Raw genomic sequence first — 21,297 nt, 5'->3', positions numbered from 1 at the left:
CGCCGGATCCGTCCGGCGGGGGCTTCTTCGCTGCCATACAGCGAAACTCGATCCCCATTCATGCGATGCATCGTCCCGATCCGGACTCCGTCGCCCGTCGCCGATGACGTGCCCAGGACGACGGCGGGAATCCTCGCCTGCTCCAGGGCCTGGGCGATGCGGGTCGTGGGCCTTCTCCAGCTTCTCCAGGTGCAGGCCGGCGTGCTGGTGCTGCCGGAACTTGTCGAAGACCTCGTGGACGCGCGCGACGAGGCCCGAGTTGCACGGTGCGTTCCGCGTGCTGATCGCTGACGGCAAGCGGCCGTTTCGAGACGTTGCTGTGTGACAACCCCGTCGAGGTGGTCTTCCAGTATCTGAAGCGCCGGCCGTCCTTCGACGACGAGCTGATGGCACGCCTGGCCAGGTGGACGGCATCGACCGCGCCGAGGCGAAGCCGGACCTGCACCTCTCCTCCCCTCTGGAGGTCTTCGCCGAGCACGGCGCGGAGACCCAGGAGGTCCTGGAGTGGTTCGTCCTCACGGTCGCGCTGCACCCCAGCGTCGGGCGACATGTACAAGCGGCGGCGCCGGGCGCTGAGTGCTGCTCTCGAACATGCGGTTGCCATGGGGGATATTCCGGAGAACCCGCTTCAGCGGACCCGCCGGAAGCGCGTCGGCTCCAACGACGTCGTCGGTTCCTGGGATCGCTGTCGTGGGCGGCGCCTGGTGGCCTTCTACGCGGTCCTGTACTACGCGGGGCTCCGGCCCGCTGAGGCGGTCGGGCTCCGGTGGTCGGACTGTCACCTGCCCGAGAAGGGTGGGGCACGCTGACACTGCGGGAGACGCGCCCAGTCTCCGGGAAGCAGTGGACCGACTGCGGCGAGCGCCACGACAGGCGGGGCCTGAAAGGCGCGCGAGGCGTCCACGGACCAACCGGTCCCTATCCCGCGCCCGTCCTGGTCGCCACCCTTCAGTCGCACTGAGAGGATTTCGGGACCGCCATGGAGGGGCGTGTCTTCGGGAACGAACGTGGGGGAGTGGTCGGCTCTTCCACTTATTGGCGGGTGTGGGAGGAAGCGCGAGAGTACGCGCGGCCGCCGGAACGCATCGACTCTCCGTTGGCCGGCCGCCCATACGGCCTTCGGCATGCCTGCATTACACGGTGGCTGAACGCTGGGGTGCCGATTGCCGAGGTGGCCCGGCGGGTCGGCAACTCGCCGGAGGTGATCCACCGCCGTTACCACGGCTGCATCGATGGCCATGAGGAAGCCGCAAATGTGCAGATCGCAAAGGCGCTAGCGGAGGATGGTGATGTCGTGTAGGGCTATGTTTGGGAACGGTCTGATCGGCTAGGGGCGGATGACGATTCGGTCTACCCCGATTTGATCAGGGTAGACCGAATCGATGTCGACCCCGGGCGCCGTCTCGGCGTAAGTGTTCGGAGTCGATGATTTCATCATCTGGTAATCGGTGGCTTGGAGGTCGGTTCCGAGAACAATCAAGATTCCGCCCTGTCTCTGAGGATGCTTGAGATACCAGTCGTCCCACGGGTCCAAGCGGATCTCCTTTTGTTCATCAGTCCAAGCGCCGCACGAGTCGTTGATCCCCCATGCGTAGGTTCGATAGCTGGTGGGGTTACCGCCAATGTATGTTTGGAATGCGTATTCCGAAGATGTTGCAGTCGCGCTAAAGACCTTGAGGCGCAGTCCATTGGACTTAGATTCGATCTCGTCAGCGAGCGTGTTGTAGAGGTTCTCGCTGTTCAGCGTCACTCGTGGCCACCGGCTCCCATTCCGGAAGCGGAACGTCGGGCGGAATTGATTGCTGCACGAGGTGACGGAGTAAGAGAGGGTGGTGTTGGTTCGATCCGTTGTGACATCTACCCAGTATTCCTGTCTCGGGTGGAATACTAGAGAGACCTTTCCGTCGGTCCGTGTTTTTCTGTACGCTGGCTTCCCTAGAAGTTCCTGAAATCTCTCGATCGTCTGGCCGGATCGTAGCTGGTTCAGCTTCTTGTATTCCGCTGGTCTCCAGTCCTCATGCGATTTCTGCCACCACCCCCAGCCCGCGACGCTGGCCGTGGCCAGGGTGCTGAGTGCGGTAACGATGCTTGCTACGAAGAAGAGAACGGTGAGCGTTCCATTTTCTGATTGGAATCGCTTCAGTCTTTCTGTGAAGGAAGGGCGATCTTCGGATCCCGCCATTGCCGATCTCCCAGTGCGGCTGAGTCTCTCCCGAGGGCGTGGTCAAACGACATGCGAGGCTCAGGTTGTGCGCAAGCGCCTCACTAAAGCCTGATGAAGCAATCGCTTGGACGCCACGCCGCACGGCTGTCTGGGTGGACGGAGCGTTGCAGGGCTGGGTACCGGGCAGCGAGGGGCGCCCGGGTCGGGCCGATGCCCGCGGCCGCGCCGGCGAGGCCCTGCGTGTCGGAGGTGTGTCGCGATCAGTGAGAGACAACGAGAGAGGGCGGGAGTCAGTGAGACTGACTCCCGCCCTCTTCTGCTGGCACACGTGCTGGTCAGCGGGTTGATCACGCTGGCCTAGCTTCTGTGCCCCCGGCAGGATTCGAACCTGCGCACACGGCTCCGGAGGGCGCGTGCCTCCCTGGCGTATTGGCAGGTCAAGAGTGTAGTGGCGGGCTGGCGTGTCCCGCTGGTCCACAGATGGGCCACAAGTTGGTGTGCTGCCAATCAGCAGAAGTGCTGATGCCGGCGACCGCGTCAGTCACGCTGTCTGAAGGATGCAGCCCGCGTGGCTGGCTGGCGCCTGTCCGGGATGAGCGGGTGCTAGCCGGAACGCGTCCTGTATCGGCAAGCGAGACTATTAACGCAAAAGGTACGTGCTGTCTCAATCGAACACCGGGACTGTGCACTCATGCCATGATGCGGATCATGAGCGTCCAGGACGACAAGCGCGAGAACCAGATGATCGATCGCTTCAACCTTGAGGTTCCGGAGGACCGCAAGCGATCCGACGTCGATGCCTACTTGACCGTCGAGGGTCAAACTATTTCTTTCGAGCTGAAGTCGGCTACGCGTAAAGGTGTGTCGACAGTCAGGGACCTTGGGGCGGGCCATTTCAGTAAGTGGAAGAACATGCATTGGCTCTTCGGTGTGTACGACCCCAGGGGGGAGCGGCTGCTGTACACCCACTACGCCTCGCCCGAGGCCATGGTCCCGTGGATCTCGGGCAGGGAGGAGTACGTACGCCCCGATGTCTCGCTCGCGCTGCACGCCGCGAAAGGTGTGGGCCGAGATGCTGTCATCGACCTGCTCGGCGAGAAGGATTACTACACCCGAGACGAAGCCGAGTGGGTCATGAAGAAGCAGTGGTCGACCGCGCAGTACCTGGAGGCGGGAGATTTGACCGAAGGAAAGGACGTCCGCTACTCCCTGGGTCGAATGGTTGAGATAATGCGGGAGCGTTGCCTCTACGTGATGTCTCGCGGAGCTACTCTGAATAACCCGCACATTCCGATGCGGTACATTGCTGAGTTGCCGAAGATTACGGATGAGCCGGCGATGAATCTCCGGCGGCTGGTCAGGGACTACTTGGAGAGTGCGTCCTTGACTGAAGACGCCACGGCGTAGGCGAGCGGCGGCGGAACGGCGTTCCCAATCTGGCCGAGAGCCATGTAGGTGGCGCCTACGAAAGGCCAATCCTCCGGAAACCCTTGAATCAGCGCCACGTCAGGGACGGAAAGTCGGAAGTGTCCGTTCTTGGCGATGAAAGCTCGGGCGGAAGGTCGGTCCGCCGCCACTCCGTTCGGCCAGATTTCCAGACTCTCGAACTTGCGCTGCGCGGCGACGCTATTGAGGATCGACGTCGTGTGGCGCGGTCCGGTCAGACTGCTTCGGATCGTGGGGGAGAGATCGTCGATTCCGATGTCTGGCAGGCCCAGAGCCTCTCGAAGTCCCATGCATCGGGCCTCGCTTCCGATGGAAGCGTCACCCCAAAAGTGTGTGGGTTCAGGTGCGTTCCAGGCATTGGCCATCTTTTTGGTGCGAAAACCCACAAAAAAGACTCGGCGTCGAACCTGGGGTACGCCAAAGTCGCTGGCCTGAAGGATTACCTTCTGAATGTGGTAACTGGTGGACAGGGGGGTCAGGATGTTTTCCGCTACATATTCTGAGAACTTCGGGCTAGCCAATGCGGGCACATTCTCGCCGATGAAGGCAGCCGGCCTGATCTCCTTTACGGCGCGCACGAACTGTGGCCACATGTCTCGTTCATCCAGGTGGCCTTGCTGTCGTCCTGCGTTGGAGAATGGCTGGCAAGGGGGTCCTCCGTGCAGCAGGTCAACCTCCCCGCGCCACTGCTTGAAATTGACTCCCCGCACGTCGCCTTCGCTGCCGCTGAAAACCGCCCAATGGTCGCGGGCTTTCCGCAGTGTGTCGCCGGCCTCCGGCATAATTTCGTATGATGCCGTGTGGCCGAAACCGGCCCGCTCCACGCCTAGGTCCAGTCCGCCTCCGCCGCTGAAGAGCGACAGAGCCCTCATGCCTGCTGCTTCGCGCTGTGGCATCAGGTCCAATGGCCGGAAGTTCGGTGTGTTGATCTCATGCAGTGGGGCAGGTCCCTCGCCAGCCAATGCAGAGCGTCGCGCTTCTCGAGACTCGCGCGACATTCTCCTGAACTTTTCGCGCTGCGCTTCGGTCAGATCACGTGGCTGGTGGAAGGGGGAGGTCGTCCGGATCCGACTCGGCACGACCTGCCCCTCGGGTGCCTCCGACGTACCGGAGGTGTCGAAGAGGCTGTCTTGCTGAGTGGGCTTGGGCATGCTGTGAATCTTACGAGACGCCGGAACGTTTGTCAGCTGCGTGAGGTGTTGACTGCTCTGACCTGGGGATATGTTCCGGCTGCCTCGCGCGTCTTGCAGGGTTTCGCGGGCGAGGGGCCTTGGGGTCTGCAGTCGGTTAGTGAGGTTCTGCGTGAATGATCACGACGTCGTTTAGCTCCGCGTCGCAGGACCTTGCAGTACCCCCTAACTCCCATCCCGTCTGCCGTCGGCCCACACGTATGTGGAGCTGGCGCGGGGCCGGGCGTCAAGGTGGAGCGCGCCACTGTACGAACGACCTTGACGCCCGGTGCCGTGGCTGCTCGGCTTGTCCTGGGCCGATGGCAGGCGGGATGGGAGTTCCCCACCTCAGCACCCCTCCGGCCGGCACCCGCGTACGCTCCCCCTCCATCCCGGAGCCGGAGCGCCCCCGCCGGAGGCATCGTCTTGAGCCGCACTCACGTACCGCCGCGGCCACATCGTGGGTTCGTCACCCATCAACCCGAGCCGTCAGGCGTGCGGCCGGCGGCCGGGGCGAAGCGGGGCGTAGACAGGAGCGGCGGCCCGGACGACGGGCCGCGCGCGCCGCGCTGTGCGCGGCGGGTGCCTCGATGAGGTAGAGAAATCTGTAACAGGTCCCCGCTGGCTCTCGGCTATGCCGTGGTGAGCGCGTCAGCGATGGACTGCATGTCCTGGGTAACGACGTCCGCCCGTGCTTCGGTGAACGCCTCGGACTTGTGGGGCTTGTTCGCGTAGCCGATGACCGTTGCCCCGGCGGCATGGGCGGCCTGGATGTCTGTGAGCGAGTCACCAATCAGCGTGCAGCTCGTGACGTCGATGTGCATGAGCTCGGCTGCTGTGATGAGCGGGAAGGGGTTCGGCTTCATGAGGTGCGGCTGTTCAGAGGGCCGGCCTACGATCTCGGCGACGTACTCGTCTAGCTCGTGCAGCTTAAGGAAGGCCTGTACGCACTCGGCGGAATTGTTGCTCACCACTGCCACGCCTCGACCGGCGGACTGTGCTGCCCGAAGTGCATTTGCCGCACCTGGCGTCGGCTGCCCGGCCACTGCGACGGCTCGGACTTCGGCGGCTGTCAGTGCCTGCTCGATCTTCTGGCCAAGCTCGGTATCGGCCTCGTGCGCGATGCGCAGTACCTCGATCGGGTCCTCCGTCTGGGCCGCCATCGAGCCCGCGGCTTCGTTCTGATTGGAGAGGAGCGCAGTCAGTTCCCCCGCGACTTTGCGCGCCGGTAGTCCGGCGAACACGTCGCACACGGGCCCGTCGAAGTCGAAGAGGATCACGCGGGCGTTCGCCAGGGCCTCGGAGAGTCCGTCAGCGTGCGTCAAGGTCGAAGTCCCTTCCGATCGTCTCCCAGACGCTGTCGAACCACATCCGGGCCTGCTGGACCTGCTGCGCTCCACTGGACGACTCGCCGTCGTTGACCGAGTGGTGGAAGAGGGTCGTGTCCTTACCCACCAGGTCGTAGATCTCGATCGTCTCGCCCTGGGTAACGACCTTGTTCGGACGGATCGGGTAGTACCCGAAGAACGCGTCCTCGTTATTGATCACGTACAGCTTGAAGAACTGCGTGCCACTGTGGACGCGCACGCTGATGCGGGTCTCGGCTACAAGCCCCAGGTGCTCCAGCTCAGTGATGGCGTCCCGGATGCTTCGGGTGTAGCCAGTCATGATGTCGTGCATGCGGTCGCGGAGCCGCTTGTCGTCGGCCCCGTCCGACATCCGCACGGGCGCCGCCTGCGGGACGGACATGTCAGGAACGAGTATCCGCATGGTGATGCTCGACGGGGTCAGCCTGCCGATACGGATCTTGTCGAGTGGCTCTTGAAGCGCGCCGTGCAGGGTCTCGCTGGAGAACCCCGCGAAGTCAATCGTGACGTGGTCCTTCGCGAATGCCTGCTCGACGTACGGGCGGAGACCCGCCGGCCGCTCCGTCCGGTTGCGGACGTAGACGCCGCTGCCCTTTCGGGAGATCACGAGCCCCTCATCTTCGAGGTCCCGCAGCGCCCGTTGGATCGTCGCCCTTGCGAACCCGTAGCGCTCCGTCAGCTCCTTGTGAGACGGCAGCTTCTCGCCCGGCGCCAGGCGCCTGGTTCGGATCGCCGCCCCAAGGCTGCTGGCCACCTGCTCGTACGGGGCTCGGTCGTCGTCGGGGTCGAGAGGCTCGGGGACAAAGGTCATGAAGCGATGGTAGGCGACGCACCCCAAGCAGGACAGTCATGGCAGCCATGTTGTTGACATGGCTAGCCATCTCCCCTAGCTTCGAGATGTGACTAACCGGGTTAGCCAAGTTGGTCATCTAGGCCCTTCCTGCCCTCTCGAAGGAGAAATCCATGCCGTCGTTCAAGGTGGACACGTCGACCGCCGTGGTGTTCGTGGCCACGGCGCCCGTCCCGAAGCTCGTGAGCAAGCAGACCGGCGAGCGGGCCATGGACCGGGAGACCGGCGCCGGCCTCTCGACCGTTGGCCTGCTGATCTCGGACGAGGGTGAGGGGAACCTCTACCAGGTGACCGTGCCGGAGACCGGCCTTCCGGAGGGGCTGGCGCCGGGTATGCCGGTGTCGGTGATCGGGCTCAAGGCGCGGGACTGGGAGAACACGTTCAACGGCCAGACCCGTCACGGCATCTCGTTCCGTGCGGTCGCCGTCACACCGATGGGGGCCTGATCATGACGGACCTGTCGACGTTATGGGAGGTCGGCGTCCCGCTGGCCGGAGCCGCGGGTGGGCTCGGGTACGCGAAGGTGCGGGCGCCTCGGGTGTTCTGGTCGCTGGTGGGTCTGCCGGTGGCGCGGGTGCGGTTCGCGATGACGTACCGGTCCACGATGGACGTGTGCGGGCTGACGGTGCAGCCGTCCCGCCTGCGGGCGTTCATGGTCCGCACGGTCGCTCGCCGCACTGACGTCCAGCCGGTGCCGCCGAAGGTCCGCCGCGTGCGGGGCACGTCGACCGGCCTGCGGGTCACGCTCCGTCTCCCGGCCGGCCTGGAGCCCGCTGACGTGGTCGCGGCCTCGGAACGGCTGCGGCACGCCTGGGGCGTCCACTCGGTCAATGTGGTGGAGACCAAGCCGGGGCACGTCGAGCTGCGTATGACCGGCTATGACGTTCTGCGGCGGGTGAAGATGCCGCGCCGGGTGCCTTCCGGTCCGATGACCGTTCCGGTCGCGCTGCGGGAGGACGGCACCGCGTTCGTCCGGGACTACCTGAAGGTCCCGCACGCGCTGACGCTCGGCGCGAACCAGTCGGGTAAGTCCATGTATCAGCGCAACCTCGTCGCCGGGCTCGCCCGGCTGCCGGTCGCGCTGGTCGGGATCGACTGCAAGCGGGGTGTCGAGCAGCGCGGATACGCACCCCGCCTGTCCGCCCTCGCGATCACCCCTGAGGAAGCCTCCGGCCTCCTGGATGCCTTGGTGGGCGAGATGGAAGAGCGCTTCGACCTGCTCAGCGAGTATGGCGCTGGCGACATCTGGGACCTGCCCGACAGCATCCGGCCTGTGCCGGTCGTGGTCCTGGTCGATGAGGTCGCGGAGCTGTTCCTCGTCGCCACGAAGAAGGATGAGGAACGCCGGGACCGGATGGTCACGCAGATGATCCGCCTCGGCCAGATGGCTCGCGCGGCCGGCATCTTCCTGGAGGTCTGCGGGCAGCGCTTCGGCTCGGACCTCGGCAAGGGAGCCACCGCCCTGCGCGCTCAGCTCACCGGCCGCGTCGTCCACCGGGTCAACGACAAGCAGACCGCCGAGATGGGTGTCGGCGACATCGCCCCGGACGCCGTGGTCACGGTGCTGGTCATTCCGCCGGACAAGCCCGGTGTCGCAGTGGCCGGTGACTCCTCCGGCGGCTACTCCCGCATCCGTACACCCAAGCTGAGCGCCGCCGCCGCTGCCGCGGCCTGCGCGAAGTTCGCGCACCTCACCCCGGAGCTCCCGGCCCTTGCCCCGTACCGGCCGATCATCGCCACCCCGGTCGAGTCCGCCCCGCCGGTGCCGCTCGTGAAGCCGATTCCGGCGACGGACTGACACACCCTGCCCCTCGGTCGGCGTGACCGTCTCACGCCAGGTCCCTACCCGACCCATGCCCAAAGCCGAAGGGAACAGCCATGACCACCACCCCCAAGACGCCCCCGTCCTCGCGCCGCCGCTCGCCCAAGCCCGTGTCCGTCCCGCCGTCCTGCGGCACCTGCGCCGGCACCGGTGAGACCACGACGACCGTCCTCGTCGGGCGCAAGCGCCGGGAGATCAACGCCACCCAGACCGCGCTGTGCCTGGACTGCTTCGGCACCGGCACCGCCTGACCGAGGAAGGAGACGGCCCGGTGTCCCGCACCTTCCGCTTCGACGCCGTACTCATCCAAGCCGTCATCGCCGGCGCCCTGTCCTTCGCCCACCTGCACGACCTGGCCGCGGCGGCCGGACAGGACGGCTGGAAGGCCTGGGCCTACCCGGTCAGCGTCGACCTGCTCCTTGTCGCAGCCTGGCGCCGGATGCGCAACGACGGTGGCAACCGTGACGCGTGGCTGTGGTTCGCCATCGCCCTCATCGCGTCCCTCGGCGCCAACGTCGCCACCGCCGGAATGCTCGACATGAACAACGTCCCGGCCTGGCTGCGCATCCTCGTCGCCGGATGGCCCGCCCTGGCCTTCCTCGGCGGCACGCTCCTCGCCCACGCACACACCGCGACACCCACCCCCGAACCGGCCCCGGCCGCCGTCAAGCCGCACGACACCGAACCCGTGCCGGACCTGACCGTGGAACGGGCTCCGGAACCGGCGCCCGAACTCCCGCCGGCCGAACCTGCACCCGTAGCTGTTCCGCCGGAACCCGCCCCGCAGGAAGAAATGCCGGAGCTCGCACCCCCGGCGCCCGCCGCGGCAATCCCGCCCGCGCTGCTCGACCACGCCCGGAAGATCGCGGACGCCCACCGGTCCCAGACCGGTGCCCCGATCGACGCGGCCACCTTGCGCGCTCGCCTCGGAGTCCCGCCCGCGCTGGCGGACTCGATCGCCCTCCAACTCGCCTGACCCGAAAGGAGACAAGACCCGTGCGTCCGAACCGCTTCTACAACGTCGTCCGCTTCGGCCCGGTGCAGGTCGGCACCCACCACGACGGCCGTGGCCGCACCAAGCACACCGCCGTGTGCACCGCCCCCGGCTGCGACTACTCCGCCGACTACCCCACCCGCTCCGGCGCCGAACTCGCCGCCCGCACCCATCGCTGCAACCCCCGCTGACCCGAAGGAGCCCGTCTCGTGGACGTTCCGCTCTGGCTCGCCCTGATCGTCGTCGGCGCCCTCGGCATCAAGCTCATCCGCCCGCCCTGGTGGCTCGTCGCCGTGATCCTCCTCGGCGGCTACCTCCTCGCCGACAGCCTGTTCGCCCCGCTCATCGACAGCACGATCAACAAGTAGGGAGATCCGTCATGCTCCGACCGCGCATCCCGGTCAACCCGCTCCCGACCGGCATCGTCACCCCCCTCGTCCACCCCACCCCCACCCCGACTGCGGGCGTCGACCTGCACCACACCTCCGCGCCGGTGGTCTGCGGGCACGACCACACCCCGGCCCCCGCGCCGGTGCCGGTCGCCCCGGCCCGTACGTCGGTCCAGCTCACCCCGGGCAGCGCTCTCGCCCTCGCCGCCGGCGGTGGCGCGGTGGTTCTGGTCGTCGGCGCCGTCCTCGTGTCGATGCTGCTCGCGGTCGCCATCACCGGCGTCTCGATCGCGGTCGTGGCGGTCGTCCTGCGGCTGCTCATCCGCGACATGCAGAAGGGCCGGTGACCAACACCGTGGACACATACACTCTCGCCGCCGCCGGCTTACCGGCCCTCGGCTGGGCCCTGCACGGCAGCCTCCTCGCCCGCCGTCTGGCCACCGCCCGCCGAGACCCGCTGACCGGCCTGCACACCCGCGCCGGATTCACCGCCCGCGCCGAACACCTCATCACTCGGCACGCGAACGCGCTCGTGGTCCTGGTCGACCTGGACGACTTCAAGGACATCAACGACACCCACGGCCACGCGGCCGGAGACGCCGTTCTCACCGCGACCGCCCGCCGCCTGGCGGCCTGGTGCGGACGCCACGGCATCGCCGCCCGCCTCGGCGGAGACGAGTTCGCCGCCATCGTCACCGACCCCGCCCACACCCCCGGCCTCCCCGCCCTCCGCGCCGCACTGGACGAGCCGGTCGAGCACCTCGGGCACGTCCTGCGGGTCTCCGCCTCGGTCGGCCACTGCCACCGAACGGGCCTGCCGGTCCCGGTCCTCACCGACGCCCTGTCCGCCGCCGACATGTCGATGTATGCGGCCAAGGGCCACGGCAGGCGCAACACACTCTGAGCGGCCCCCGGGGCGGCCTCGGTCGCCAAACTTCCGCCGCCCCGGGCGCCTGAACCCACTCCAGATCCAACGGACCCGAAAGGGAAAACCCATGATGCCCCAGACCCCGACCGCCCGCGTCTGCTCCCACTGCGACGGCTTCCCCGTTGTCCACATCACCACCGGCAGCGTCACCCCGAACGGGCAGCGCAGCACCCTCGCCGCCACCTGCCCCGCCTGCAAGGGCACCGGCCACCGCACCGTTTCCGCCGCCCTCATCCGCGCCGGGAAGTGACCACCGTGACCGCTCTCACCCACACGCCGAACCCGCCTCGGGTCCTGGACCTGTTCTCCTGCGCCGGCGGTGCCGGAACGGGCTACGCCCTCGCCGGGTTCGAGGTCGACGGCTGCGACATCGCCGACCGGCCGAACTACCCCTTCGCCTACCACCGCGGCGACGCCCTCGAACACCTCGCCCACCTCATCAAGTCGGGGGACTTCGAGCGGTACGCCCTCGTGCACGCCTCGCCGCCCTGTCAGGCCGGATGCGCCGTGACCGTCGGCACCAACGCCTCCCGCGGCTGGGGCAGGGAGCACGTCGACCTCGTCGCCCCGACCCGCGAACTCCTCGACGCCTCCGGCCTGCCGTACGTGATCGAGCAGCCCAACGGCCGGGCCGCGATCCGCAAGGACCTCATGCTGTGCGGCGAGATGTTCGGCCTGGGTGTCCTGCGGCACCGGAACTTCGAACTCGGCCGCTGGGCCACCGCCAAGCCGGCTCACGCCCGCCACCGCGGCTATGTCCGTGGGCACCGCCACGGCATCCGCCGCGACGGCCCCTATGTCGCCGCGTACGGCCAGGGTGGCGGCAAGGCCACCGTTCCGGAGATGCAGCGTGCCATGGGGATCACGTGGACCGATGTCCGCGAGGAGCTGACCGAGGCCATCCCGCCCGCCTACACCCGCTGGATCGGCACCGCCTTCCTCACGGCCCGGCAGGAGGTGTTCGCGTGACCGACACCGCCACCGCGGCGGGCCTGGACCCGGCCACCCTGAGCGATCTGCTCCGGGTGGCCGGGTCACCCGGCTTCGACCGCCTCACCGAACAGCTCCGCCGCACCGGCGGCTGCTCCGCACCCATCCGGCTCACGGGTGGCACCAAGCTCCTCGACCCCGCCACCAAAACCGTCCTCCACGCGTACACGACCGACGCCGAGCCCGGTGGGGTCCTGCGGGTCGCCTGCGGCAACCGCCGTGCCTCGCGCTGCCCGTCCTGCGCCTGGACCTACGCCGGAGACACCTACCACCTGATCCGCGCCGGACTCGTCGGCGCCCCCGACAAGGGCACCCCCGACACCATCCGCGACCACCCCCGCGTCTTCGCCACCCTCACCGCCCCCTCCTTCGGCCCCGTCCACAACCGGCCCGGCACCCGGCCCTGCCGCTGCGGCACCCGCCACGCCGAGGACGCCCCGGAGCTGGGCACGCCGCTCGACCCGTCCTCGTACGACTACGCGGGCGCGGTGCTGTGGAACAACCACGCCTCCGAGCTGTGGCGGTACTTCACGATCTACCTCCGCCGGGAAATCGCCGCCCGCGCCGGCCTCACCCAGAAGGCGGCCCGCGAACAGTCCCGCGTCTCCTTCGGCAAGGTCGCCGAATACCAGAAGCGCGGCGCCGTCCACTTCCACGCCGTGATCCGCTTCGACGGACCGGACGGCCCCCACACCCCGCCCCCGCACTGGGCCACCCTCGACCTCCTCACCGACGCCATCCGGGCCGCCGCCGCCCGCGTCCGTGTCGTCGTCCCTGCCGCGCCCCATCACGGTGTCGAAAAGGACGTGACGCTCGCCTGGGGCGCTCAGCTCGACGTCCAGCCCATCGGCGCCTTCGGCGACGGCAAGGAACTGACCGAACAGGCCGTCGCCTCCTACGTCGCCAAGTACGCAACCAAAGCCGCCGAGACCACCGGCACCGTCGACCACCCGGTCGGCAACAAGGAAGCCCTCATCCTCCTCGGCATCCCCGACCACCCGCGGCGCCTGATGGAAGCCTGCATGGACCTCGATGCCGCCTACCCCGACCGGCGCCTCCGCGCCTGGGCCCACATGCTCGGCTTCCGCGGCCACTTCTCCACCAAATCCCGCCGCTACTCCACCACCCTCGGCGCCTTACGCCAGGTCCGCGCGGACTACCGAGCCGCCCAGCAACGCACCGCCCTGGGCCTGCTCGACCCCGACGAGCACCCGGAGTCCACCGTCCTCGTCGTCGCGCACTGGGCCTACGCCGGCCACGGCCACACCCCCGGCGAGTCCTGGCTCGCCGCCAACATCCGCCGCGACATCCAACACAACCGCGAGCACGCCAGAGAGATCCGCACCGAACTCGAAGCACAGGGGGATGAACTGCTGTGAAGGACGAACTGATGACCGTGCCGCAGATCCTCGCCGAGCTGGGCGGGGTGTCGCGACGGACCTTCTACCGGTGGCGTGAGCTGGGGCAGGGGCCGAACGCCTTCAAGCTGCCTAACGGTGAGCTGCGGGTGTGGCGCTCGGATTTCTCCGCCTGGCTGCGCGGTCTCGAAGGAGCTGCCGCGTGAAGTCGACCGATGTGCGGGTCTGGGCGATTCGGACCAAGCAGGGAGCCCGGCCTTCCTATGAGGTGCGGTGGAAGGTGGCGGGACAGCCGTTCTCCCAGACGCGCAAGACGAAGGCTCTTGCTGACAGCTTCCGGTCCAAGCTGCTCCGGGCCGCGCGGGACGGGGAGGAGTTCGACACGGAGTCCGGTCTCCCGGACTCGATGGTCGAGAAGAAAGCCACCCTGAGCTGGTACGAGTTCGCGCTGAAGTACCTGGCTATGAAATGGCCGCACGCTGCTCCGAACACGCGCGATGGCATAAATGAGTCGCTCACCTCCGTGACGATCACACTTCTGGAAGAGCGCCCCGGCCGGCCCGCTGATGATGTGCTCCGAAAGGCACTGCGGAACTGGGCCTTCGTCCTGCCCGGGCCTACTGACAGGGAGCTCCCGGTCGACGTCGGTAACACGCTCCACTGGGTCTCGAAGGCGTCTCGCCCCCTGGCGGTCCTCACCGATCCCGTGGTCGGCCGGGCCGTCCTCGACTCGCTCAAGCTGAAGCTGGATGGGACTGCCGCCGCTGCCGAGACCGTACGACGGAAGCGTCGAACGCTCGTCAACGCACTGAATTACGCCGTGGATCTTGGTGAGTTCTCCGAGAATCCGCTGACCGCCGTTCGCTGGCAGAAACCGAAGGTTTCCAACGAGGTAGATCCGCGCGTCGTGGCGAATCCTGAGCAGGCCCGGTCTCTGCTTCACTCCGTCTCGTACGTCGGCGGCTACCGCCGTGCCCGTGGCCGGCGCCTGGTCGGGCTCTTTGCCGGGATGTACTTCGGCGGCTTCCGACCGGCCGAAATCGTCGGCCTGGCTGAGCCGGATCTATCCCTGCCCGCGTCAGGCTGGGGGACTGCTCTCCTCCACCGGACTCGCCCCAGCGTCGGCAAGCAGTGGACCGACTCCGGCGAGAGCCACGACGACCGCGGTCTGAAGAACCGCCCCACGGAGGACGTCCGGAGGGTGCCCATCCCTCCCCAGCTCGTGAGCATCTTCCGCGAGCACATCGACACCTTCGGCACGGCTGACGACGGGCGGCTGTTCTTCAGTGAGAGCGGGGGAGTGGTGTCCTCCTCCACCTACTACCGGGCCTGGCAGGAAGCCCGGGAGCTCGCGCTTCCGCCAGCCGTCGTTGCCTCGCCGCTTGCCCGGCGCCCGTACGACCTCCGGCACTCCGCGCTCTCCACGTGGCTCAATGCGGGCGTCGATGCCACTGAGGTTGCCGAGCGCGCCGGCAACAGCGTTGAGGTGCTGCTGAGTCGATACGCGAAGTGCCTCGACGGGCGGCAGGAGGTGGCGAATCGGAGGATCGAAGACCTGCTCCGCGAGTACGAGTGAGCGGCGAGTGAACCACCCTGCAAGGCCCTGGGACCCGTCCCGGGGCCTTCGTCGTTTCCTGGTGCTGACCTGGGGCTTTGCCCTGCGGTCCAGGCCGCGAATAGGCCGCGGCCCCCGTCATACAGCCGCTCAGGGCGGCATACGCCTGCACATACAACAAGACCCCGATCTCAGCGTTTCTGCTGATCACGGGGTCTTTTGGCACTTCCTGCGAAGTGCCCCCGGCAGGATTCGAACCTGCGCACACGGCTCCGGAGGCCGTTGCTCTATCCCCTGAGCTACGGGGGCGTTCACCGCTTGTCGCGGCGACGGGAAGAACACTACCAGCTCTCGGAGTGTGCCTGTGAACAGGTATTTCCGGGGCGTCACCGGGGTAGGGGTCGCTCGCACGGGTCAGAAGTGGGCAAAAGCCGGACGCAGTGGCTGCGCGGGTCCTACTCTCGAGGTGTGTCAGGCGTGTCCGGGCGGGTGCTGGTTGTGGATGACAACCGGGTGATCCGTCAGCTGATCAGGGTCAATCTCGAGCTCGAGGGGTTCGAGGTGGTGACCGCGGCCGATGGTGCCGAGTGTCTGGATGTCGTGCATGAGGTCTGTCCTGATGTCGTCACCCTGGACGTCGTCATGCCGAAGCTCGACGGGCTGAAGACCGCCGCGCGGTTGCGGGAGGATCCGCGGACCAGGGATCTGCCGGTGGCGATCATCAGTGCCTGCACCGAGTACGACACGGACGGCGGCGACCTCTCCGGGGTCGACGTGTTCCTCGCCAAGCCCTTCGAGCCGGCCGAGCTGGTGCGGGTCGTGCGGCAGCTCATGCACCGGGAACGGCGCGGGCCGCGGGACGGTGGGGGAGCGGCGGGTGGGCAGGACGGCGCCGAGGAGCCGTCCGCAGTGAGTTCGAGCCGCCGCGGGGGAGAGGCCTGAGCGAGGGCCGGACCCGGGCCCGGCGCCGTACCGTCCACGCACCGCCCACATGGCGAAACCCGTTCGCGTTCGTACCCCCCTCCTCCCCTACGCTTGTCCCGTGACCCCCGCGGACCTCTCCCTCACCGTGCTGCACGCCGTGCGCCGTGCGGTCGACGAGGGCGCGTTGCGGGTCGACGTGCCCGCCCGCGTCAAGGTCGAGCGGCCCCGGCCCGGTGGCACCGGCGACTACGCCAGCAGCGTCGCCCTCGGGCTCGCCCGGCCCGCCGGGCTCGACGCCCGCGCCGTCGCCGCGATTCTGAGGGAACGGCTCCACGACAGCCCGGGTGTCCGCTCCGTCGACATCACCGGGCCCGGGTTCCTCAACTTCACGCTGGACGTCGACAGCCGGCAGGAGCTCGTACGGGACATCCTGCGGCGCGGCGAAGAGTACGGGCGGCGCGAGCCCACCGGGGCCGTCGCTCAGCTCGTCCATCGGGCCGACGTCCGCGCCGCCGTCACCGCCGACGCCGTACGGCGGATCCTCGCCTCCCAGGGAACCCGCGTCCGGGTCTCCTGCGAGGACGCCGCCGACCCCGACTGGGCCCTCCTCGGTGCGCGCGCCGAGGCCGAGCACGCCCGCGGGCGGCTGACCGCCGACATCGCGCCCCTGCCCGTCCCCTTCGGCGCCGCCGAGCTGCACCGCCGCCTCGGCCGCGACGCCGCGCGCTGGGGACTCCTCTCCGCCGCCGGGCACGACCACGCCGGGCTCGGCGACGAGCTGCTCCACCAGCACGAGGACAACCCCCTCTTCCGGGTGCGCTACGCGCACTCCCGCACTCGCGCCCTGACCCGCAACGCCGAGCAGCTCGGCTTCCGGAGCGAGCCGGGGCAGACCGAGGACGCGACCCGCCTCCTCACCCTCCTCGGCGACCACCCCGACGTCCTCGCCTCCGCCGCCCGCCACCGTGCCCCCGACCGGGTCGCCCGGCACCTGGAGAGCCTCGCCGACGCGTTCCTCGCGTACCAGCACACCGTCCTGCCCCTCGGCGACGAGAAACCCTCGGCCGCCCACCGCTCCCGGCTCGCGCTCGCCGAAGCCGCCGGGACGGTGCTCGCCGGTGGCCTCTCCCTGCTCGGCATCAGCGCACCCGACCAGATCTGAAAGACGCAGAGACCATGAGCCGTTCCGCCCACCCCGCCGGGCCCCGCCACGCCGACGTCCTCCCCGAGGGCCACTACTCCGCGCCGCCCACCGACCTCAACCGGCTCGACCCCAAGGTCTGGGCCCGGACCGTCGAGCGCGACGAGCAGGGCCGGCTCACCGTCGGCGGGCTCTCCGTCACCGAGCTGCGCGAGCAGTTCGGCACCCCCGCCTACGTCCTCGACGAGAGCGACTTCCGCGCCCGCTGCCGCGCCTGGGCCGACGCCTTCGGCAAGGAGGCCGACGTCTTCTACGCCGGCAAGGCCTTCCTCTCCCGCGCCGTCGTCCGCTGGCTCAAGGAGGAGGGGCTCAACCTCGACGTCTGCTCCGGCGGCGAGCTCTCCACCGCCCTCTCCGCCGGCATGCCCGCCGAGCGCATCGCCTTCCACGGCAACAACAAGAGCACCGAGGAGATCCAGCGCGCCGTGGAGGCCGGCGTCGGGCGCATCGTCCTCGACTCCTTCCAGGAGATCGTCCGCGTCGCGCACATCGCGCAGTCCCTCGGCAAGCGGCAGCGCGTGCAGATCCGCGTCACCGTCGGCGTCGAGGCGCACACCCACGAGTTCATCGCCACCGCCCACGAGGACCAGAAGTTCGGCATCGCACTGGCCGGCGGGCAGGCCGCCGAGGCGGTGCGGCGGGCGCTGAAGCTCGACGGCCTGGAGCTCATCGGGATCCACTCGCACATCGGCTCCCAGATCTTCGACATGGCCGGCTTCGAGGTGTCCGCCCGGCGCGTCGTCCAGCTCCTCGCCGAGGTGCGCGACGAGCACGGCGTCGAGCTGCCCGAGATCGACCTCGGGGGCGGCCTCGGCATCGCGTACACCTCCGACGACGATCCCCGCGAGCCGCACCACATCGCCAAGGCGCTCACCGAGATCGTCTCGCGCGAGTGCGAGGCCGCCGGGCTGCGCACCCCCCGCATCTCCGTCGAGCCCGGCCGCGCGATCGTCGGCCCCACCGCCTTCACCCTGTACGAGGTGGGCACGGTCAAGCCGCTGGAGGGGCTGCGCACGTACGTCTCCGTCGACGGCGGCATGTCGGACAACATCCGCACCGCGCTGTACGACGCCGAGTACAGCGTCGCGCTGGTCTCCCGTACGAGTGACGCCGAGCCCATGCTGTCCCGCGTCGTCGGCAAGCACTGCGAGAGCGGCGACATCGTCGTGCGCGACGCCTTCCTGCCCGCCGACCTCGCGCCCGGCGACCTCATCGCGGTGCCCGCCACCGGCGCGTACTGCCGCTCCATGGCCAGCAACTACAACCACGCGCTGCGCCCGCCGGTCGTGGCCGTACAGGACGGGGAAGCGCGCGTCATCGTGCGCCGCGAGACGGAGGAAGATCTCCTGCGTCTCGACGTCGGGTGATGAAATAGTCGAGTGATGGAAACCACGTCTCGCCATTCGGACCAGGCCCTGAAACGGACGTCCGGTGAGTGAGACTGGTTCCACCGTAAGCACCTGACCGTAGAGATACGGATCAGTAGGTATCAGTAGGTACGAGAGACGAGGTCGGATGATGCGTACGCGTCCGCTGAAGGTGGCGCTGCTGGGCTGTGGAGTGGTCGGCTCAGAGGTGGCGCGCATCATGACGACGCACGCCGACGACCTCGCCGCGCGCATCGGCGCCCCGGTCGAGCTCGCCGGCGTCGCCGTCCGCCGGCCCGACAAGGTCCGCGCGGGCATCCCCGCCGAGCTGCTCACCACCGACGCGACCGCCCTCGTCAAACGCGGGGACATCGACGTCGTCGTCGAGGTCATCGGCGGCATCGAGCCCGCCCGCACCCTCATCACCACCGCCTTCGAGCACGGCGCCTCGGTGGTCTCCGCCAACAAGGCACTGCTCGCCCAGGACGGCGCGACCCTCTACGCCGCCGCCGAGCAGCACGGCCAGGACCTCTACTACGAGGCCGCCGTCGCCGGCGCCATCCCGCTGATCCGGCCGCTGCGCGAGTCCCTCGCCGGCGACAAGATCAACCGGGTGATGGGCATCGTCAACGGCACGACCAACTTCATCCTCGACAAGATGGACACCTCCGGGGCGGGCTATTCCGAGGCCCTGGACGAGGCCACCGCGCTCGGGTACGCCGAGGCCGACCCGACCGCCGACGTCGAGGGCTTCGACGCCGCCGCCAAGGCCGCCATCCTCGCCGGGATCGCCTTCCACACGCGCGTGCGCCTCGACGACGTCTACCGCGAGGGCATGACCGAGGTCACCGCCGCCGACTTCGCCTCCGCCAAGGAGATGGGCTGCACCATCAAGCTGCTCGCGATCTGCGAGCGGGCCGCCGACGGAGAGTCCGTCACCGCGCGCGTGCACCCCGCGATGATCCCGCTCAGCCACCCGCTCGCCTCCGTCCGCGAGGCGTACAACGCGGTCTTCGTCGAGGCGGAGGCCGCCGGGCAGCTCATGTTCTACGGTCCGGGCGCCGGCGGCTCGCCGACCGCCTCGGCCGTCCTCGGCGACGTCGTCGCCGTCTGCCGCAACCGTCTCAACGAGGCGACGGGCCCCGGCGAGTCCGCGTACACCCAGCTGCCCGTGAGCCCCATGGGCGACGTGGTGACGCGGTACCACATCAGCCTCGACGTGGCCGACAAGCCGGGCGTGCTCGCCCAGGTCGCGACGGTCTTCGCCGAGCACGGCGTATCCATCGACACCGTGCGCCAGCACGGTCGACAGGACGGAGACGGCGAGGCATCGCTCGTCGTCGTCACCCACCGCGCGCCCGACGCCGCCCTCTCCGGGACCGTCGAGGCGCTGCGCAAGCTCGACACCGTGCGCGGTGTCGCCAGCATCATGCGTGTTGAAGGGGAGTAAGGACCCATGACCACCAAGGGCACCCACCAGTGGCGCGGCATCATCGAGGAGTACCGGGACCGCCTTCCGGTCACGGACACGACGCCGGTCGTCACGCTCCGTGAGGGCGGCACGCCGCTCGTCCCCGCTCAGGTCCTCTCCGAGCGCACGGGCTGCGAGGTGCACCTCAAGGTCGAGGGCGCCAACCCCACCGGTTCCTTCAAGGACCGCGGCATGACCATGGCCATCTCGAAGGCCAAGGAGGAGGGCGCGCAGGCCGTCATCTGCGCGTCCACCGGCAACACCTCGGCCTCCGCCGCCGCGTACGCGGTGCGCGCCGGGATGGTCTCCGCGGTGCTCGTCCCGCAGGGCAAGATCGCGCTCGGCAAGATGGGCCAGGCCCTCGTGCACGGCGCGAAGATCCTCCAGGTCGACGGCAACTTCGACGACTGCCTGGACCTGGCCCGCGCGCTGTCCGACAACTACCCGGTCGCGCTGGTCAATTCCGTGAACCCGGTGCGTATCGAGGGGCAGAAGACCGCCGCCTTCGAGATCGTGGACATGCTCGGGGACGCCCCCGACATCCACGTGCTGCCCGTGGGCAACGCCGGCAACATCACGGCGTACTGGAAGGGGTACCGCGAGTACGCCGCCGACGGTCTGGCCACTCACCGCCCCCGCATGTGGGGCTTCCAGGCCTCCGGCTCCGCGCCCCTCGTGCGCGGCGAGGTCGTCAAGGACCCGTCGACGATCGCCACCGCGATCCGCATCGGCAACCCGGCCTCGTGGGACTACGCGATCGCCGCGCGCGACGAGTCGGGCGGCTTCATCGACGAGGTGACGGACCGTGAGATCCTGCAGGCCTACCGCCTGTTGGCCGCTCAGGAGGGCGTCTTCGTCGAGCCCGCCTCGGCCGCCTCGGTGGCCGGCCTGCTGAAGGCCGCCGCGCAGGGCAAGGTCGACCCGGGCCAGACCATCGTCTGTACGGTCACGGGCAACGGCCTCAAGGACCCCGACTGGGCCGTCGCCGGCGCCCCGCAGCCGGTGACCGTCCCGGTCGACGCCTCGGCCGCCGCCGAGCGCCTCGGCCTGGCCTGAAATCGGTCCCCGTAGGTTCCTGATCAAGGGGCAAACCCGATCAGGAACCTACATAGGCGCACAGGTTGGCGCGCGACACGCATCGTGCGCCTCCTGTGCGCCCTATGTCGCGACAGAACCTTCCTTCGATAGGCTGTGTCCAACCCGCCCCGCCGCAGATGTGCGGTGTTGTTGCCGTCGCCCGAGAGGCGCGAACGGCCCCCGGGTTCTCCGCACTTCCTTCGAGTCACCCCGCAAGTCAAGGAG

At 68.6% G+C, this 21,297-nt stretch carries 23 protein-coding genes and 1 tRNA gene; 19 read left to right on the top strand and 5 right to left on the bottom strand.

The genetic code is table 11. The features are described from left to right. Positions 1 to 1,327: 1,327 nt before the first annotated feature. The gene (locus AB0M18_RS04345; RefSeq protein ID WP_365755276.1) at positions 1,328 to 2,182 is read right to left on the bottom strand and encodes an ETEC_3214 domain-containing protein; all 855 of its coding nucleotides are present in this window, start codon (positions 2,180 to 2,182) and stop codon (positions 1,328 to 1,330) included. Between the two features lie 690 nt (positions 2,183 to 2,872). On the opposite strand from AB0M18_RS04345, the gene AB0M18_RS04340 reads away from it, so the two are divergent. Continuing rightward, positions 2,873 to 3,571 (top strand): hypothetical protein, encoded by a 699-nt coding sequence (locus AB0M18_RS04340; protein ID WP_365755275.1) that lies wholly within the window; start codon positions 2,873 to 2,875, stop codon positions 3,569 to 3,571. On the opposite strand, the gene dcm is transcribed toward AB0M18_RS04340, so the two are convergent. The 3 genes from dcm to AB0M18_RS04325 form a co-directional block, all read right to left on the bottom strand. Continuing rightward, the gene (dcm, locus tag AB0M18_RS04335) at positions 3,529 to 4,761 is read right to left on the bottom strand and encodes a DNA (cytosine-5-)-methyltransferase (protein WP_365755274.1); all 1,233 of its coding nucleotides are present in this window, start codon (positions 4,759 to 4,761) and stop codon (positions 3,529 to 3,531) included. The genes AB0M18_RS04340 and dcm overlap by 43 nt on opposite strands. Positions 4,762 to 5,411: 650 nt before the next feature. Beyond that, the gene (locus tag AB0M18_RS04330) at positions 5,412 to 6,104 is read right to left on the bottom strand and encodes an HAD family phosphatase (RefSeq protein ID WP_365755273.1); all 693 of its coding nucleotides are present in this window, start codon (positions 6,102 to 6,104) and stop codon (positions 5,412 to 5,414) included. Then, positions 6,091 to 6,957, bottom strand: a complete 867-nt coding sequence (locus AB0M18_RS04325; protein ID WP_365755272.1) for a winged helix-turn-helix domain-containing protein — start codon at positions 6,955 to 6,957, stop codon at positions 6,091 to 6,093. The genes AB0M18_RS04330 and AB0M18_RS04325 overlap by 14 nt, the downstream gene beginning before the upstream one ends. A gap of 152 nt (positions 6,958 to 7,109) precedes the next feature. On the opposite strand from AB0M18_RS04325, the gene AB0M18_RS04320 reads away from it, so the two are divergent. The 13 genes from AB0M18_RS04320 (at position 7,110) to AB0M18_RS04260 (ending at position 15,053) form a co-directional block, all read left to right on the top strand. Further along, a complete protein-coding gene (locus AB0M18_RS04320; protein WP_365755271.1) occupies positions 7,110 to 7,442 on the top strand; it encodes a hypothetical protein in 333 nt (110 codons plus the stop codon). Positions 7,443 to 7,444: 2 nt separating this feature from the next. Next, positions 7,445 to 8,794 (top strand): FtsK/SpoIIIE domain-containing protein, encoded by a 1,350-nt coding sequence (locus AB0M18_RS04315; RefSeq protein WP_365755270.1) that lies wholly within the window; start codon positions 7,445 to 7,447, stop codon positions 8,792 to 8,794. Between the two features lie 80 nt (positions 8,795 to 8,874). Continuing rightward, positions 8,875 to 9,069 (top strand): hypothetical protein, encoded by a 195-nt coding sequence (locus AB0M18_RS04310; protein WP_365755269.1) that lies wholly within the window; start codon positions 8,875 to 8,877, stop codon positions 9,067 to 9,069. A gap of 20 nt (positions 9,070 to 9,089) precedes the next feature. Next, complete coding sequence (locus AB0M18_RS04305) at positions 9,090 to 9,794, top strand: DUF2637 domain-containing protein (protein ID WP_365755268.1); 705 nt, start codon at positions 9,090 to 9,092, stop codon at positions 9,792 to 9,794. Between the two features lie 20 nt (positions 9,795 to 9,814). Then, positions 9,815 to 10,003 carry a mobile element transfer protein gene (locus AB0M18_RS04300; RefSeq protein WP_365755267.1) on the top strand — a complete coding sequence of 63 codons (189 nt, stop codon included), beginning with the start codon at positions 9,815 to 9,817 and terminating at the stop codon, positions 10,001 to 10,003. Positions 10,004 to 10,021: 18 nt separating this feature from the next. Next, positions 10,022 to 10,180, top strand: coding sequence for a hypothetical protein (locus AB0M18_RS04295; protein ID WP_365755266.1), 159 nt, complete (start codon positions 10,022 to 10,024; stop codon positions 10,178 to 10,180). 11 nt (positions 10,181 to 10,191) lie between these two features. Beyond that, positions 10,192 to 10,548: a SpdD-like protein gene (locus AB0M18_RS04290; RefSeq protein WP_365755265.1), complete on the top strand. Its 357-nt coding sequence runs from the start codon at positions 10,192 to 10,194 to the stop codon at positions 10,546 to 10,548. 8 nt (positions 10,549 to 10,556) lie between these two features. Continuing rightward, positions 10,557 to 11,105 (top strand): GGDEF domain-containing protein, encoded by a 549-nt coding sequence (locus tag AB0M18_RS04285; protein ID WP_365755264.1) that lies wholly within the window; start codon positions 10,557 to 10,559, stop codon positions 11,103 to 11,105. Positions 11,106 to 11,199: 94 nt separating this feature from the next. Then, positions 11,200 to 11,379: a hypothetical protein gene (locus AB0M18_RS04280; protein ID WP_365755488.1), complete on the top strand. Its 180-nt coding sequence runs from the start codon at positions 11,200 to 11,202 to the stop codon at positions 11,377 to 11,379. 5 nt (positions 11,380 to 11,384) lie between these two features. Further along, the gene (locus AB0M18_RS04275) at positions 11,385 to 12,098 is read left to right on the top strand and encodes a DNA methylase (protein WP_365755263.1); all 714 of its coding nucleotides are present in this window, start codon (positions 11,385 to 11,387) and stop codon (positions 12,096 to 12,098) included. Next, positions 12,095 to 13,498, top strand: a complete 1,404-nt coding sequence (gene repSA, locus AB0M18_RS04270; protein WP_365755262.1) for a replication initiator protein RepSA — start codon at positions 12,095 to 12,097, stop codon at positions 13,496 to 13,498. The genes AB0M18_RS04275 and repSA overlap by 4 nt, the downstream gene beginning before the upstream one ends. Positions 13,499 to 13,509: 11 nt before the next feature. Then, positions 13,510 to 13,683 carry a helix-turn-helix domain-containing protein gene (locus AB0M18_RS04265; protein WP_362524122.1) on the top strand — a complete coding sequence of 58 codons (174 nt, stop codon included), beginning with the start codon at positions 13,510 to 13,512 and terminating at the stop codon, positions 13,681 to 13,683. Next, a complete protein-coding gene (locus tag AB0M18_RS04260; protein ID WP_365755261.1) occupies positions 13,680 to 15,053 on the top strand; it encodes a site-specific integrase in 1,374 nt (457 codons plus the stop codon). The genes AB0M18_RS04265 and AB0M18_RS04260 overlap by 4 nt, the downstream gene beginning before the upstream one ends. 216 nt (positions 15,054 to 15,269) lie before the next feature. Here AB0M18_RS04260 and AB0M18_RS04255 read toward each other — a convergent pair. Continuing rightward, a tRNA-Arg gene (locus AB0M18_RS04255) sits at positions 15,270 to 15,341 on the bottom strand. A gap of 159 nt (positions 15,342 to 15,500) precedes the next feature. Here AB0M18_RS04255 and AB0M18_RS04250 point away from each other — a divergent pair. The 5 genes from AB0M18_RS04250 (at position 15,501) to thrC (ending at position 21,051) form a co-directional block, all read left to right on the top strand. Next, the gene (locus AB0M18_RS04250; protein ID WP_365755260.1) at positions 15,501 to 15,974 is read left to right on the top strand and encodes a response regulator; all 474 of its coding nucleotides are present in this window, start codon (positions 15,501 to 15,503) and stop codon (positions 15,972 to 15,974) included. Positions 15,975 to 16,074: 100 nt separating this feature from the next. Beyond that, positions 16,075 to 17,118, top strand: coding sequence for an ArgS-related anticodon-binding protein NrtL (gene nrtL / locus AB0M18_RS04245; RefSeq protein ID WP_365755259.1), 1,044 nt, complete (start codon positions 16,075 to 16,077; stop codon positions 17,116 to 17,118). Positions 17,119 to 17,132: 14 nt separating this feature from the next. Next, on the top strand, positions 17,133 to 18,524 hold the full coding sequence (gene lysA / locus AB0M18_RS04240) for a diaminopimelate decarboxylase (RefSeq protein WP_365755258.1): 1,392 nt from the start codon (positions 17,133 to 17,135) through the stop codon (positions 18,522 to 18,524). Positions 18,525 to 18,675: 151 nt separating this feature from the next. After that, positions 18,676 to 19,974 carry a homoserine dehydrogenase gene (locus AB0M18_RS04235; RefSeq protein ID WP_365755487.1) on the top strand — a complete coding sequence of 433 codons (1,299 nt, stop codon included), beginning with the start codon at positions 18,676 to 18,678 and terminating at the stop codon, positions 19,972 to 19,974. Between the two features lie 6 nt (positions 19,975 to 19,980). After that, complete coding sequence (gene thrC, locus AB0M18_RS04230) at positions 19,981 to 21,051, top strand: threonine synthase (protein ID WP_365755256.1); 1,071 nt, start codon at positions 19,981 to 19,983, stop codon at positions 21,049 to 21,051. The last annotated feature ends 246 nt before the right edge of the window (positions 21,052 to 21,297 follow it).

The sequence above is a fragment of the Streptomyces sp. NPDC051909 genome (assembly GCF_040681095.1).
GTDB lineage: Bacteria > Actinomycetota > Actinomycetes > Streptomycetales > Streptomycetaceae > Streptomyces.
The sequence above is the reverse complement of the archived record's forward strand: the minus strand, read 5'-3'. Positions and strand labels throughout refer to the sequence as shown.

Excerpts from the sequence above, each read along its gene's own strand:
- AB0M18_RS04290 (WP_365755265.1), top strand. The coding sequence starts at position 10,192 with ATGCTCCGACCGCGCATCCCGGTCAACCCGCTCCCGACCGGCATCGTC.
- AB0M18_RS04280 (WP_365755488.1), top strand. The coding sequence starts at position 11,200 with ATGCCCCAGACCCCGACCGCCCGCGTCTGCTCCCACTGCGACGGCTTC.
- AB0M18_RS04265 (WP_362524122.1), top strand. The coding sequence starts at position 13,510 with ATGACCGTGCCGCAGATCCTCGCCGAGCTGGGCGGGGTGTCGCGACGG.
- AB0M18_RS04235 (WP_365755487.1), top strand. The coding sequence starts at position 18,676 with ATGCGTACGCGTCCGCTGAAGGTGGCGCTGCTGGGCTGTGGAGTGGTC.
- AB0M18_RS04320 (WP_365755271.1), top strand. The coding sequence starts at position 7,110 with ATGCCGTCGTTCAAGGTGGACACGTCGACCGCCGTGGTGTTCGTGGCC.
- AB0M18_RS04315 (WP_365755270.1), top strand. The coding sequence starts at position 7,445 with ATGACGGACCTGTCGACGTTATGGGAGGTCGGCGTCCCGCTGGCCGGA.
- AB0M18_RS04325 (WP_365755272.1), bottom strand. The coding sequence starts at position 6,957 with ATGACCTTTGTCCCCGAGCCTCTCGACCCCGACGACGACCGAGCCCCG.
- dcm (WP_365755274.1), bottom strand. The coding sequence starts at position 4,761 with ATGCCCAAGCCCACTCAGCAAGACAGCCTCTTCGACACCTCCGGTACG.
- AB0M18_RS04345 (WP_365755276.1), bottom strand. The coding sequence starts at position 2,182 with ATGGCGGGATCCGAAGATCGCCCTTCCTTCACAGAAAGACTGAAGCGA.
- AB0M18_RS04310 (WP_365755269.1), top strand. The coding sequence starts at position 8,875 with ATGACCACCACCCCCAAGACGCCCCCGTCCTCGCGCCGCCGCTCGCCC.
- lysA (WP_365755258.1), top strand. The coding sequence starts at position 17,133 with ATGAGCCGTTCCGCCCACCCCGCCGGGCCCCGCCACGCCGACGTCCTC.
- thrC (WP_365755256.1), top strand. The coding sequence starts at position 19,981 with ATGACCACCAAGGGCACCCACCAGTGGCGCGGCATCATCGAGGAGTAC.
- AB0M18_RS04340 (WP_365755275.1), top strand. The coding sequence starts at position 2,873 with ATGAGCGTCCAGGACGACAAGCGCGAGAACCAGATGATCGATCGCTTC.